The organism is Streptomyces sp. NPDC110618, assembly GCF_055657065.1.
On sequence record NZ_JBVKBN010000009.1, the window covers coordinates 105,277 to 119,420 of the forward strand.

9 protein-coding genes are annotated in these 14,144 nt (G+C 74.8%); 2 read left to right on the forward strand and 7 right to left on the reverse strand.

Annotated features, from left to right (window positions below; translation table 11 throughout):
• Nucleotides 1-112: 112 nt before the first annotated feature.
• From ACZ7L7_RS17710 to ACZ7L7_RS17725, 4 genes are read right to left on the reverse strand one after another with little or no spacing between them, the layout of a single operon-like run.
• On the reverse strand, nucleotides 113-877 hold the full coding sequence (locus ACZ7L7_RS17710; protein WP_285511709.1) for an NAD-dependent epimerase/dehydratase family protein: 765 nt from the start codon (nucleotides 875-877) through the stop codon (nucleotides 113-115).
• Nucleotides 861-2,345, reverse strand: coding sequence for an NDP-hexose 2,3-dehydratase family protein (locus tag ACZ7L7_RS17715; protein WP_285511710.1), 1,485 nt, complete (start codon nucleotides 2,343-2,345; stop codon nucleotides 861-863). Before ACZ7L7_RS17715 ends, ACZ7L7_RS17710 begins: the two co-directional genes overlap by 17 nt.
• A gap of 56 nt (nucleotides 2,346-2,401) precedes the next feature.
• Nucleotides 2,402-3,163, reverse strand: coding sequence for a 4'-phosphopantetheinyl transferase family protein (locus tag ACZ7L7_RS17720; RefSeq protein ID WP_285511711.1), 762 nt, complete (start codon nucleotides 3,161-3,163; stop codon nucleotides 2,402-2,404).
• The gene (locus ACZ7L7_RS17725; protein ID WP_285511712.1) at nucleotides 3,160-4,011 is read right to left on the reverse strand and encodes a metallophosphoesterase family protein; all 852 of its coding nucleotides are present in this window, start codon (nucleotides 4,009-4,011) and stop codon (nucleotides 3,160-3,162) included. The genes ACZ7L7_RS17720 and ACZ7L7_RS17725 overlap by 4 nt, the downstream gene beginning before the upstream one ends.
• A 259-nt stretch (nucleotides 4,012-4,270) precedes the next feature.
• On the opposite strand from ACZ7L7_RS17725, the gene ACZ7L7_RS17730 reads away from it, so the two are divergent.
• Nucleotides 4,271-5,041, forward strand: a complete 771-nt coding sequence (locus tag ACZ7L7_RS17730; protein WP_285511713.1) for a thioesterase II family protein — start codon at nucleotides 4,271-4,273, stop codon at nucleotides 5,039-5,041.
• 13 nt (nucleotides 5,042-5,054) lie between these two features.
• On the forward strand, nucleotides 5,055-5,267 hold the full coding sequence (locus ACZ7L7_RS17735; RefSeq protein WP_285511714.1) for an acyl-CoA carboxylase epsilon subunit: 213 nt from the start codon (nucleotides 5,055-5,057) through the stop codon (nucleotides 5,265-5,267).
• A gap of 1,023 nt (nucleotides 5,268-6,290) precedes the next feature.
• Here the strand turns inward: ACZ7L7_RS17735 and ACZ7L7_RS17740 are convergent.
• From ACZ7L7_RS17740 to ACZ7L7_RS17750, 3 genes are all read right to left on the reverse strand, one after another.
• Nucleotides 6,291-9,188, reverse strand: coding sequence for an AAA family ATPase (locus tag ACZ7L7_RS17740; protein WP_453605686.1), 2,898 nt, complete (start codon nucleotides 9,186-9,188; stop codon nucleotides 6,291-6,293).
• 69 nt (nucleotides 9,189-9,257) lie between these two features.
• Nucleotides 9,258-11,942 (reverse strand): AAA family ATPase, encoded by a 2,685-nt coding sequence (locus ACZ7L7_RS17745; RefSeq protein ID WP_472076411.1) that lies wholly within the window; start codon nucleotides 11,940-11,942, stop codon nucleotides 9,258-9,260.
• 757 nt (nucleotides 11,943-12,699) lie between these two features.
• Nucleotides 12,700-13,629, reverse strand: coding sequence for a sensor histidine kinase (locus ACZ7L7_RS17750; RefSeq protein ID WP_285511717.1), 930 nt, complete (start codon nucleotides 13,627-13,629; stop codon nucleotides 12,700-12,702).
• Nucleotides 13,630-14,144 lie beyond the last annotated feature (515 nt).

A 14,144-nucleotide genomic window follows, 5' to 3' on the forward strand; every position in this document is an offset into this window, starting at 1 on the left:
CCCCGCGAGTCAGTTCCCGCCAGTCGGTCGCCGCGAGTCAGTCCGGGGGTCAGCCCCTGAGAGTTCCCGGGGGTCAGCCCCTGAGAGTCACCGGGGGGTCAGACCTTGAGAGTCAGTCGCCCAACAACCCCGCACAGTACGGCAGATACGCGTCCAGCAGGGCGTCCAGGTACTTCTCGTCCGGCGTCGCCCGGAAGTCCGGCACGAAGTGCCGCAGCCGCTCCAGCGACACCCGGGTCACGGCGGGCGGGCCCGGCCGCTCGACCCGGCGGGCGGTGACACCCAGCCGCTGCTCGATCGCGGTCACGACAGACTCCACGGGCTGCGGGATGCCCGAGGCCACGTTCAGCACCTCGCCGCTCACCCCGTCGGCCAGCAGCCGCCCGACCGCGTGCATGAGGTCCTGCACGTCCAGCAGGTCGCGGTGGGCGCCCCGGAGCACCGTCACCTCACCGGCCCCGATGTTCCGGACGAGGGTGGGCAGCAGCTGGTGCGGGCGCTGGTGGCCGCCCACCGCGTGGCTGAGCCGCAGCACCAGGTACTCGACACCGGAGGAGCGCACCACGCTCTCCAGCGCCAGCTTGTGCCGCCCGTAGGTGTTCGGGGGGCGCACCGGGTCGCTCTCGGCCGCCTTCCGCCCCTCGCCGGTGAACCCGTACATCGCGAAGGACGAGGTGGAGAAGAACAGCACCTGGCGGCCCTCGCGGGCGCAGGTGTCGAGCGCGTCGTAGAGGACCTGGGCCTCACGGTCGTACTCGGCGGGCTCCGCGGTGGTGGTCCGGGACACCCCGCAGGCCAGTGCCGTCACGGCCGGGAAGCGGTCGCCGAAGGACTCGGCGAGATTGCGGGCGAGGAAGCCGTCACCGACGATCCGCACGGGCCACCCCCTCGTCCGTGGCCGCCGCGACCGTGACCGTCTCGCGGACGTCCGGGAGCTGAGGGGTCAGCTCGGGTACCGACCGCAGGGCGACGACCAGGGTCCGCGCCTGCACGTTCACGTAGTGGCTGTACTTCAGCAGCTCACCGAGCTGACGGAGCGTCATCCACTGGTAGTCGTCCGGGATGTCGTCCGGGCCGTCGCCGTCGGCCGCCACGATCAGGTAGCGGCTCTGCGCGTCGAGGAACCGGCCGCCCTCCTCCGACAACACGGTGTCGAACAGGATCTGCTCCGGGCGGGCCCGCTCCACCAGGTCGAGGAAGCGGGGACGGGCGGAGGCCGGCAGGTGGGCGTAGTTCTCCGGCGTGCACTGCACCGTGGGGCCCAGCTCGATGACGTCCAGATAGCCGGGCTCGACACGGGCGTGCACCAGGCAGTGCGGCACGCCGTCGATCACCCGCACCAGCATCGCCACCACGCCCAGGCCGTGCGGCTCCAGCAGCGGCTGCGACCAGGACGCCACCTCGCGCCGGCCGGAGGAGACGTCCACCGGCACGATGCTGAAGTACAGGCCCCGTTCGTGCGCGATGCGGTCCTCGCCGACGTGCCAGCCCTCGCTCTCGATCTCCCGGAGCGGCACCAGTTCGGTGGCGACCTCCCGCTCGCTCTGCTGGGTGGTGATCCAGTTGCGGATCGCCACGTCGGAGTGGAGCGCGGGGGAGGGGCCGGGGCCGTGCTGCCAGTCCGGCAGACACGACAGGACGGTACGGGAGTCCATGTTGACCAGGTTCTCGTACCGCAGCAGGGCATGGAGTTGACGCAGCGTCAGCCAGCAGAAGTCCTCGCGGGCCTCCACCTCGGGCCCCACCTCGACCACCATGTTGCGGTTGCGCTTGCAGAAGAACCACGAGCCCTGCTCCGACTGCAGTACGTCCGCCAGCACGCGGTGCCCGCGCTGCCACGGCTCCCGGAAGCACTCCAGGTACGGCACGGCCGAACCGCCGTGCACGCGCGTGTAGTTGCTCTTGGTGGCCTGCACGGTCGGCGACAACTGCACGCCGTTGACGTTGCCGGGCTCGGCCTTGGCCTGCATCAGACAGTGCAGCACGCCGTTGATCTCGCGCACGGCCAGACCGAGGATGCCTATCTCCGGCTGCCGGATGATCGGCTGGCTCCACTCGGCCACCGGCCCGAAGTCGGTGCGCACATGCAGGCCGCGCACCGAGAAGAAGCGTCCGCTGCGGTGCGCGAGATCGCCGGTCTCCGCGTCGAAGTGCCAGCCGGACAGCTTCGCGAACGAGGTGCGGCGCACCACCTGTTGGTGCTGGGGGCGCCGTTCGTCCAGCCACGCGAAGAACTCGACGTCGGACATGGCCTCACCGCCCGTCGCCGTGGCGGACAGGGCGAGCCGCGCGGCGAGGACCGCGTCGCTGGGGGAGTCGGGACCGGTCGCGTTGAGCTGGGGCATCGCTGTCTCTCCATCGGATCGATGACGGCCCGCGGCGCCCGCCGCGGACGCGGGAACTAGGCGGGTGCGGGCGGCCGGGAGGCGTACGCGGACGGCTCGTTGCCGGGTTCCTCGGCCGTACGGCGTACGGGTGCGGCGATCGCGGTGAGCACCAGACCCGCGTCGACCAGCCAGGCCCCCTCCAGCACGGGCCCGCCGACCGCGTCGGCGAACGCGGGCGGCAGCGGCACCAGCAGCCGCGCCGAGAACGTGCCCCGCACCCCGCTCCCCTCGGCGTACGGTGCGACGGTGAGGCTCAGCCGAGCCTGGTCGAAGCCGAGCATCGAACGGGCCGAGGGGAACCACGCCTTGTAGACCGACTCCTTCGCGCTGAACAGCACCCGGTCCCACGGCACTTGGGGCTCCACCGCCCGCAGCCGGGCCAGTTCGGCGCGCTCAGCGGGCAGCGACACGGCCTCCAGCACGCCGTCGGGCAGCGGTCCGGCCGTCTCCGCGTCGATGCCGAGCGCCGCCAGGTCGGTGGCGCGGGCGACGGCCGCCACCCGGTAACCGGCGCAGTGCGAGAGCGCGCCCACCACTCCCTCCGGCCACAGCGGCTCACCCCTCGGCCCCGGCAGCAGCGGCCGCGCCGTCAGGCCCAGCGCGGCCAGCGACAGCCGCGCACAGCGCCGGGTGGTGGCGAACTCGCGCCGTCGCCCGTCCACCGACCGGGCGACCACCGCCTCCTCCTCCGGGAACAGGGGCGGCGCCGACAACTCGCCACGGACCTCGGTCACTTCGGCGATGTCCGGCAGAAGTCGGCGCATCAGGGCCGTCATCGGGCACCTCGCCTCGGGAGGATCTCGCGCAACAGGGGATCGGGCATACCGCGGGCCTGCCACTCGCGGGGATAGCCCAGGGACACCTCGCGGTGCGGCACGCCGTCGTGCCAGGTGGTGCGGGGGATGTGCAGATGGCCGTAGACGACGGTCGCCGCCCGGTAGCGGCGGTGCCAGTCGTGGGTGGCGGTGGTGCCGCACCACAGGGCGAACTCCGGGTAGCGCAGGATCCGGGTGGGCTCGCGCACCAGCGGGAAGTGGTTGACCAGCACGGTGGGCAGGTCCGGGGGACAGGCGTCCAGCCGCTGCCGGGTGTACTCCAGGCGTGCCCGGCACCAGGCGGCCCGGCCGGGGTAGGGGTCGCTGTGCAGCAGGAACTCGTCGGTGGCGACGACCCCCGCCTTCTCGGCGCGGGCCAGCGCGTCGGCGCGGCTCACCACCCCGGGCGGCAGGAACGAGTAGTCGTACAGCAGGAACAGCGGCGCGATCAGCACCGGCCCGTCCGGGCCCGGCCAGGTGACGTACGGGTCCTCGGGAGTCAGCACCCCCAGGGAGCGGCACAGTTCGACCAGGTGCCGGTAGCGGGCCTCGCCGCGCAGGGTCACCGGGTCGTCGGGGTGCGTCCACAGCTCGTGGTTGCCCGGCACCCACACCACCTTCGCGAACCGCTCGGCGAGCAGCCCGAGCACCCACTCCACGTCCGCGGCCAGCTCGCCGATGTCACCGGCGACGATCAGCCAGTCGGACGGATCGGGCGGCCGCAGCCCGCGTACGACGGCACGGTTCGGCTCGTAGGCGACATGCAGATCGCTGACGGCGAAGAGCCTGCCGCCCGCGCCGCCGCTCACCGCGGGGCCGCCGCACCGCTCGTGGGCAGGGCATCCGGGATGGTGGGCATGGGAACTCCTCGGGGGGGCGTCGGCCGCGTCGATCCGCGGGCCGGCGATCAGCTTTATGCCACCGGCCCGTACGCCCGCACAACGCGCAACCGGCGTTCGCGGCCAAGGACAGGGGAAACGCCCAGACTTCGCCCCGCCGCGCCTTTCGGCACCGCGCCGCTGACGGATAGTGGCGCCACAACACGCCAACGAAGGACGGACGAGCAGCGTGAGCGTTTCCCCCGCCGACGACGGCCTGTGGTGCCGGCGCTTCCACCCGGCTCCCGAGGCCCCCCACCGTCTGGTCTGCTTCCCCCACGCGGGCGGCTCGGCCAGCTACTACCTCCCCGTCGCCGCGGCCCTCAGCCCGCGCGTCGACGTCGTCGCCGTGCAGTACCCGGGCCGCCAGGACCGCCGGGCCGAGCCGCTGATCGACGACATCGCCACCCTCGCGGACCGGGTGCACGGCGCCCTGCGCGGCTGGGACGACCGCCCCCTGACCTTCTTCGGGCACAGCATGGGCGCGCTTGTCGCCTTCGAGGTGGCCCGGCGGTTCGAACGGGACGGCGGCGGCCCGGTACGCCTCTTCGCCTCCGGCCGCCGCGCGCCCTCCCGATACCGCGACGAGAACGTGCACCAGCGGGGCGACGACGGCATCATCGCCGAGGTCAAGGCGATGAGCGGCACCGACGACCGGCTGCTCGGCGACGAGGAGTTGATCCGGATGATCCTCCCGGCGCTGCGCGGCGACTACAAGGCGGTGGAGACCTACCGCTGCGAACCGGGCGCCACGGTGGCCTGCCCGGTCACCGCGATCGTCGGCGACAGCGACCCCAAGACCTCCGTGGACGAGGCCGACGACTGGCGCGGCCACACCACCGCCGGCTTCGACCTGCACGTCCTGCCCGGCGGCCACTTCTACCTCAACAGCCGCGCCGCCGACGTGCTGCGGCTCCTCGACAAACACTTCGCCACCCAGCCCGCCCCCCAGGCCGGCTGAGGAGGAGGCACCCGTGACCGACCCCCAGAACCCCGCGCTGGTACGGATCGAGCGGGGCGTGGCCGACGACGAGGAACTGGCGGCCCTGACGGCCCTCCTCCTGTCCCGCGCCGCCGCGGCCCACACCCCCGACACCGCCCCGCACCCCCGCACCACCGCCCGCTGGGACCGCCTGGACCGCCACCGCGCCTACCGCTCCCCACACAGCTGGCAGGCCCCAGCCTGACGGGGACGCCGGCAGCCCATTCCCCGGCACAGACACGGGCCCGTGGCCCGCTGGGACCGCTGCCGTGTCTACGGGTCCCCGCGCAGTCGGCTGGCCTGGGCCTGTCGGGAGGGCGTGGGGCGGCACGGCTTCCGGCCGGGATTGGGCCCGTGGCCTGCTGGGACCGCTGCCGTGTCTACGGGTCCCCGCGCAGTCGGCTGGCCTGGGCCTGTCGGGAGGGCGTGGGGCGGCACGGCTTCCGGCCGGGATTGGGCCCATGTCCCGCTGGAACCGCCACGGTGTCTACGGGCCCTCGCGCAGTCGGCTGGCCTGGGCCTGTCGGGAGGGTGCCGGACTTCCCGCGCCCTGGCACGGGCGTGTGCCCGGGCCGCGGCCTGTGGGGACCGCTACCCCGTCAACCAGTCCCGGCACGGCTGGCAGGCCCCGGCCCGACGGGGGATGCCGGGCGGCCCAGGTCCTCGGCACGGGACCGGGCCCGCGCCGAGGACCGCTGGGAACGCGCCGCGCCCGCCGGTTCCGGCACGGACGGCAAGGCCCGGCCTGACCAGAGGGCGCCGGACTTTCCGCGCCCCCGGCACCGGCTCGCGCCCCCGGCACCGGCTCGCGCCAGCGCACCGCCGCCGCGCCTACTGGCCGCGCAGTCGGCAGGCCTGGGCCTGACCAGAGGGTCGGGTGGCCCCGACCTGGGTCCGCGTACAAGCACCCGCCATGGGGTGACCGCATGGCCGGCAGCTCCAGGCCTGACGGAAGGGCGCCGGGCGGCCCGCGCCCGCGCACTCCCGCCGCGCTGGGGCTTTCGGATCGCCGCCCCGTTCCTGGTCCCCGAGCAGATGGCAGGCGCCTGGGCCCAACCCCGGACGCCGGGCGGCCCAGCCCCTCGGCAGCTGCCCGCGCCCGCGCGCCGCCGCACGCTGGGACCGCCTGGACCAGCCGCCGTGTCCACCGTCCCCCGCACAGGCAGCAGGCCCCCGCCTACCCCAAGGCCGCCGAACCACCCGCCTCAGCGCGGAGCGCCTCGCCCCGTTACGCCGCCCCCTGCGGTCGTACCGCATCCGCCGGGTCGCCCGGGCTGTCGGTACCGTCCAGGAGGCCCGCCTCCGCGAGGGCGGTGGCCAGGCCGGAGCGGCCGGAGGTGGACATCTTGCGGTAGCAGTTGGTCAGGTGCTTCTCCACGGCCCGGCGGGAGACGCCGAGGGAGTCGGCGATGGCCTGGTTGGTCAGCCCCTGGACGGCCATCCGCGCCACGAGCCGTTCCGCGGAGGTGAGCGGGGTGCGGGCGGTGGTGCCGGTCGCCGCCGGGCCGAGCAGTTCCTGCGCCCGCCCGGCGATGCGCTCCGCGCCGCACTCCACGGCCAGCTCCAGACAGCGGCGCAGCGCGGCCTCCGCCTCGGTGGCGTGACGGGGTGCCACCGTCTCCGCGAGGCGAAGCAGTACCGACGCTCGCAGGTGCAGATCGGTGGAGGATTCCAGCACCCCGGCGGCCTCGCGCAGCAGTCCCGGCGCTGCGGCCTGCTCGCCCACCACGGCCCGCAGTGCCAGCGCCCGGCCGAGCGCCGAGGGGGCGCCCCAGCGCCGGGCCTGCTCCAGGTACTGCTCGGACAGCTGCTCGGCACGGTCGCTCTCGCCGGTGCGGTGCAGGGCGCGGGCCGCCCAGTAGGCCGCGGGCACCACCAGGGGGTTGCGCCAGCCCGCCCGGTCCAGGGCGTACCCGGCGTCCAGGTAGTGCTCCACGGCCGCGCCCGGATCGCCGCGGGTCTCCGCCTCCATGCCGCGCACCAGGGTGAGCAGCGCGGCGAGTTCGCAGTTCTCGTGCAGTCCGCGAAAACGTTCCGGGACCGCGGCGACCAGTTCGGGCTCCCGCGCCCGCAGCGCCACGGCGACCAGGGCCAGCGCCGACAGCGTGGTGGCCTCCTCGGGGGCGACGGCGGCCCCGGCCCGTACCGCCCGTTCCCGCGCGGCCGCCAGCCGGCCCTGGGCGAGCAGCACCAGCGCCTGTTCGGCCAGGACGACCGACTCCTCCAGCCTGCCGCCCCGGCGCACGGCGTCCACCAGGGCCTTGTCCAGCCAGGGCAGCAGCCCGGCCACCGAGTCCGCGGCGACCGCTATCGGCACCAGCAGCGGCAGCATGGTGTGGACGTGCGCGGCGGAGGCGGGTTCGTGGTCCAGGACCCGGTGTGCGAGCGCTCCCACGCGGGCGGCGGGCAGGCCCGCGGAGACGGTCGCCGCGTGCAGCAGGGCGACCAGCAGCTCCCGCTGGTCACCGGTGGCCGTCTCGGGCGGTTCGTCCAGCCGGGACAGCCGGTCCGCGGCCGACGCGAGCACTTCCGGGTCGTTCTCGCACAGGTAGTACATCCGCGCCTGCAACCGCTGGCGCAGCGAGCGGTGGGCGGCCGGCGGGCCGCCGGGGCCCGCGAGGGCGTCCGCCGCGCCGAGTTCGTCCGCCGTGCGCCGCAGCAGATCGGTGAGCGACAGCAGGGTGGCCGCCGGCGCCACGGGCGTCAGCGCCGCCAGTGCCGTCGCGCGCGCCACCGGGCCGGGCAGCAGCGGGAAGGCCTGCGCCACATGGCGCACGGCCACCGAAGGCGCGAAACTGCGCTCCACCTGGGCCAGTTCCACCAGCAGCCCGGCCCGCGCCTTGCTGTGCGGCGGGATGTCGCGCAGGGTCCGGCGCAGATAGCGGGCGGCGGCCTCGGGCGCCCCACGCCGTACCGCGGCGTCGGCGGCGCGCCGCAGCACGGCCACCGCGTCGTCGTCCAACTGCGCGGTCGTGGCCAGGAGATGACCGGCGACCCGCTCGGGCGCACCGCCCCGGTAGCGCAGCAGCGCGGCGGCCCGCAGATGCAGCCGGTTGCGCTCGTCCGGGGAGGTGCCCTCCTCGATGACCTCGTGCACCGCCCGATGGGCCAGCCGCAGCGTGTCCTGCCGGGTGACCAGCGCCAGCCTGCGCAGCCGCCACAGGCTCTCGTCCAGGTCCACCGGGTCCAGCCCGGCCAGTTCGCCCACCATCTGCCGGTCGGCGTCCTCGCCGAGCACCATCAGCGACCGGGCCGCCGCGAGCACGTACGGGGGCTGCTCCCGCAGGCACTGCAGGAGCCGGCGGCGCAGCGCGGGCGGTACGAGCGCGGCCACCGCGGGCGCCTCGGCCGCCACCGGCGCCACGCCGCGGGTCTGGCACTCCTGGAGCAGCGACACCAGGTGCAGCGGATTGCCCCGCGTGGCCTCGTGGCAGGCCGTCGTGAACTCCGGGTCGGCGGGCACGCCCAGCCGCTCCAGCAGCATCCCGTCGACGGAGTCCGGGCCGAGCGGCGCGGGCAGCAGGGTGTGCTCGGCGGCGGCGAGCGGCCGGACCCCCTGCCGCTCCGCCGCGGGCTCGCCCTCGCAGAGCGTGACCGCGACCAGGATCCGCCGCTGGGTGACCTGTTTGACCAACTGGTCCAGCCACTGCAGCGATTCCTCGTCGGCCCAGTGCACATCGTCGACGAGGAGCACCGGCACCCGGTCGTGGGTGATGTTCTCCACCATCGACAGCAGCGCCCGCACGGCCGTCGCCGCCCGCTGCCGGGGCGACTCGGTGTCGCCCTGGAGGAACGCGAGGGCGGCCCGCGCGGGCCCGGAGCACCACCGGGCCACGAAGGAGCCGGACGTCAGCACCGGCTCCAGCAGCTGCCGGGTCACACCGAGGGGGAAGTCGCGCTCGGCCGGGGCGGCGTAGGCGCGCATCACCAGGGCGCGGGGCGCGGGCGCCGCACCGGACGACGGTCCGGCGGTGAGCCGCACCGCGAGTTCGCCGATCTCCGTCAGCAGCGCGGACTTGCCCGAGCCCGGCGGGCCGCTGATCACGACGAGCGATCCGCTGCCGTGCTGGGCGAGCCGCAGGGCCTCGGCCGCCACCTTCAGTTCGTTCTGCCGCTCAAGCAACATGCCAGCGGCCTCCTCGTGCGGTGTGGTTGAGCATGGGGGGTGGACGGGGCGGTACGTCGGCCGGTGACGTCAGGTCGCCCGTACGGGGTCGCCGAACCGGACCGCCGACGCGGTGTCCGCCCGGGGCGGCGGGTGCAGCCCGGCAGTCTCCCGAGTGACGAGGGCCTGCGCGAACCGGCGCGCCGCCGGGCTGTGGCCGAGCCGGCGCAGCGCGCGCTCGGTGAGCCGGGCCGCCTGCGGGGCGGGGGAGGCCAGGCCCCGGCGCAGCTCGGTCCAGGCGAGCGCCGAGTCGGTGCCCCAGCGCTCGGCCAGCCGCAGCTCCTCGGCGAACAGCTCGGCCGCCCGCTCCTCGTCGCCGCAGCCGAGGTGGGCCAGCGCCGCGAGGGAACGCCACGCCAGCAGTGCCGGGTTGCGCCAGCTCCGTGCGGTCAGCCGCCGGCCGCACTCCTCGGCCTCGGCGAGCGCCTGCCGGGGCCGCCCCCGGCACAGCATGAGCTGCGCGCGGCTGTAGAGCAGCTCGGTCCAGGCGCTGCACTCCTCCGCGCACGGAGGCAGTTCCACCGAGGCCAGCCGGTCGGCGTCGGCGAACCGCTCCCGGGCGATGAGCACCCGGATCTGCGCCGCCCGCAGCGCGGTCAGCCGACTGGGATGCCAGGCGTGCAGGGGCGCCAGGGCACGGCAGGCGGCCAGGTCGCGGGCGGCGGTGTCCGGGTCGCCCGCCCGCAGGTTCAGCCGCGCCCGCAGCATCAGCCCCCGGGCGACGACGGTCGGGCTGGCCCGCTTGCCGGCCTCGGCGAGCGTGGCGTCCAGCGCGTCGCGCGCCGCGGCGTGCGCGTCCGCGAGCGACAGCACGGACACCGCCGCGAACCGCGGGTACAGCGGCCCGTCCAGCGGCGCCCGCAGTACCCGCAGACTCATCTCCCGTACGGCGGCGGCGTCGTGCCCGCGCATCGCCTGCCGCCATGCGTCGGCCGCGAGGACCGTCGGATCGAACCCGGGGTCCGCCGTGCCCCGGCACGGGTCGGCCGGGGCCGGGAGGGGCCCGTGCGCCACGTCCGCGGCGGTGCGCCGCCCACCGGGCCGTGCCCGGCGCGGGGCGGCCGGACCACCGCGGTGCGCGGGTCCCTCGGCGCCCCGGCAGTGGGCAGCGGCCGGGCGGTCCGCCGGTAACACGTCGTCCGGAGCGGCGCCCTTCGCCCACCGCAGCAGGTCCCGCGTCCGCTCCCCGCCGTCGAGGACGGAGGGGAACGCGGGCCGCGCGCTGTCGTCGTCGTACGACAGGACGGGCGCCGCCGACTCGAACACCGGCTCGCCCCGGGCGAGGACCAGGTCGGTGGTGGCCGCCCGGAGCCGGGCGCCGGGCGGCGGGCCCGACATCAGCTCGGCGATCCGCACCTGCGCCGCCTCCGGCGCGGTCACCGCGTACGCCTCGGCGGCCTCCAGCAGCACCTCGGCGCGCTCCGCCCCGGCGAGCGGCTCGCGCAGCGCGCGCTCCAGCAGCGCGGCCGCCTCCGCCGGGCGGCCCTGGACGAGCCGCAGCCGGGCGGCGCGCCGCAGCACCGACGCCACCCAGGGGTCGCCCAGCGGTTCGGTGCTCAGCAGCAGCGCGGCCACGTCCTCCTCGGCGGCGTCGCAGCGCTGGGCCCAGCGGGCGGCGTCCGCGCGCAGCCGTGCCCGGGTCGCACTGGACAGCCCGGCCAGCACGCAGGCGGCGCGCTCGGTGAGCGCGGGCCGCGGCGGGTCACCGTGGTCGATCAGCCCGTACGCCCGCAACGCCCGCAGTGCGCCGGGCACTTCGGGTTCGCCGAGGCCCACGAGCGCGGCCACCCGGTCCACGGGCACCAGTCCCCGGCACACCATCAGGCCGCGCAGCAGCGTCAGCGGCGCCTCGTCCAGCCGGGCCACCGTCTGGGCCGCCAGCTCCGAGCGGGCCGTCTCGATCCCCTCGGCGAACGCCGTCCGGAGCTGGCCCGGGGTCATCTCGCCCGGCTCGCGCCGCAGTTCGTCCAGGGCCCGGCGCAGCAGCCAGGGGCTGCCCCGGCTGATCCGTACGGCGTGCTCCCACCACGCATCGCGCGGCCCGGCCGGCTCGGGCAGTCCCGTCGCGCCGAACAGCGAGCGGACCTCCGGGGCGCCGAGCGGCCCCAGTTCCAGCAGCGGGCCCCCGCCGTCCTGGCAGAAGGCCGCCTGGTCGACCAGCGCGGCGCAGCGGTCGGGGAACTCGCCGCGGGTGCCGGTGACGGTCATCAGCACACCGAGCGGCGCCGAGCCGAGCCGCCGCAGCAACGCCCCGATGACCTCGACGGATTCGGCGTCCGCCCAGTGCACGTCGTCCAGTGCGAGCAGCGTCGGCCGGTGGGCGGCGGCCAGCAGGGCGCGGCACCGGTCCGCCACGGAACCCTCCCCGTACGGCGCGGTCCGGGCCGCGGCGGACGCGGAGGCCCGCGGACGCAGTTGGGCCACGAAGGCGTACGGGGTGTGGGCCGCCGGTGCCGACCCCAGTGCGGTGAGCACCTGCACGCCGACCGCGCGGGCGAAGGCGACGCCGCGGCGCAGGAGCTTGCTGCGTCCGCTGCCGGGGACCCCGTGCAGCACGGTGACGCCTGCCTGGCCGGCGGCCAGCCGGGTCACCAGGTGCACCAGGGCCGCCTGTTCGGCCTCCCGCCCGTACAGCGGCGCGAGTCCGTCCTGCGCGGCGCGTTCGCGCAGCAGCCGGGCGCCGGGCGCCGACGGGAGAGGACCCGTGGCGCTCACCGGGGTTCACCCCCGGCGCTGTGCAAGCGCTTGCCCGACAGCGGTGAACGGGGGTTGGCGCGGCCGCGGTTGTGGCGGCGCGTGTCTGACGGTGCCGGAACGAGATTCACGGTGCCACCGGATGTTCTGTGTGGGGGCGGTCATGGCGGGGGGTTGACGGACGGGGACGGTGTGACAATGGCCGACGCGGTCCGGTGTGCAGCAGGACGGGAATAAGCGCTTTCGCCGCTTGGTGAGCGGCCGTCTGTTCTGTGCACTTGGTTGGCGTCGGTCACACGCACAACGTCGGTGATTATAGCTGTCAACTGTGGCTATTGTGTGAACTTCTGGCTCCGGAGAAAGGGCCGAAGTCGTTCTCGGTGTCCTCCGCGAAAAAGGAGAGCGGAGTCCGTCTCGGTCCGCTTTGGCCCCGGTTTGGCCAGTTCATACCGCCCTCAAGTAAAGCTCAAATGTCGATTTCATTTGCTCGCGGGCATGTTGGGAGAGTGTGAAGAGCATTCCGCAGGATCGCGGGAAAACGGATCGGCGCGGTGATCCCCGGGATCTTCTCACGGGTCGGCGAATTTGCACCCGTTCGCAACATCGTCGGGCACTCAGTGCCGCAACGTGCGGTGGCGCGGGCGACGACCCCCGGTGAATTCGGATAATTGCTCCGCGAATTCGTGATGTTGAATATCCGTCAAAGCACTTCGGGCGGGCCCGGCCGGGCCCGGAGGCCCTGGGATGGCACCGAGGGACACACAAGCGGAACGCGCCGTCAGGCGGGCAACCGGATGCGGAACCAGGCGCCGCGCTCGCTCGGTTCCAGCGTCAGCGTGCCGTCGTGGGCGGCGATGACCGCCGCCGCGACGCTCAGCCCGAGACCGTTGCCGCCGCCGGAGGCCTCCTTCGGCACCGGCGCGGTCGGCTTGCCGCCGTGCACGAAACGGTCGAAGGCGGTCTCCCGCAACTCGGGCGGTATGCCCGGCCCGTCGTCGATCACCTCGATGACCCGGTGGCCGTCCTCGTTGCCGAGACCGAGGACGGTACGGGTACCCGCGGGTGTGTGGTGGCGGACGTTGGCCAGCAGATTGGCGACCACCTGGTAGAGGCGGTCCCGGTCGCCGATCACCGAGTACTGGCCCGGCAGGATGGTGAGCCGGATCGGGTGGTGCGGCGAGGAGGCCTGCGCGTCGGCCACCGCCTCACGGCACAGCCGGGCCAGGTTCACCGGTTCGCGGTGCAGGGGCTGGCGCAGGTCGAGGCGGGCGAGCAGCACCAACTCGTCGAGCAGCGCCGACATACGTCTGGTCTCGTCGGTCATCCGGTCCATCGCCACGTCGAACTTCTCCGGATCGGCCAGCCCGCCCATGCGGGCCAGCGACACATAGCCGGAGATCGCCGTGAGCGGAGTGCGCAGCTCGTGCCCGGCGGTGGCCAGGAACTCCAGGATCCGCTGCTCCGACCGGCGCCGGCTGTCGCGCTCACGCCACAGCTGTACCGCCAGCCAGAGCAGGGCGGGCAGCAGTACGACGAGCAGCATCAGTTCGAGGAAGGTCGGCGAGCCGGAACGGCGGGACGCGGAGCCGGCGGCCGCGATCACGGTGCGGTCGCCGCCGCGGGTCACCGTCTCGGCGGTCGCGGTGGACAGGGTGGAGGCGGGGGCCGTGGCCGTGGTGGTCCCGGTGCTCGCGACCGCCGCGCTCATCTCGGCCGCACCCCGCCGGCGCACGGCAACCCCTGCCACGGGCGCGGTCTCCCGCGGCGCGGGGTGCGCCGCCTGCAAGCGCTGTATGTGCCGCCCGGGATGCGGGAGCTGGGCAGGGGAGCCGGACGGGCACGACCCCGCCGCGGCGACCACCGCGACCAGCAGGAGCGCAGTCCCGAGGGCCGCCGGTCCGCGCCGTGCCCGTAAGGGGTGCACAGGCGTGCCCCGCCGGAACGGAGGTCTGTCCAGGAGGCCGTCGATGGAACACCTCACCGTCCGTCCAGGTCGCCGCGTGAAAGCGACGAGAAAAGGCCTTGCTGCCGCACGATACCCAAGTTCGGTGATTCGCAGGGCTACAGGGGTTGGCTCGGATGTTTCGAAGGACGACGGAAGTTGACAGTCAAACCATCGCAGGTGAGACCGCGTAGACACGCCTTGACGTGGGTCTGGCCGGACCAGCGAGGGTGCTGCGTCGGCCAACGGGGCGGATCCGCCGTACGAACCGCCGGTACGCG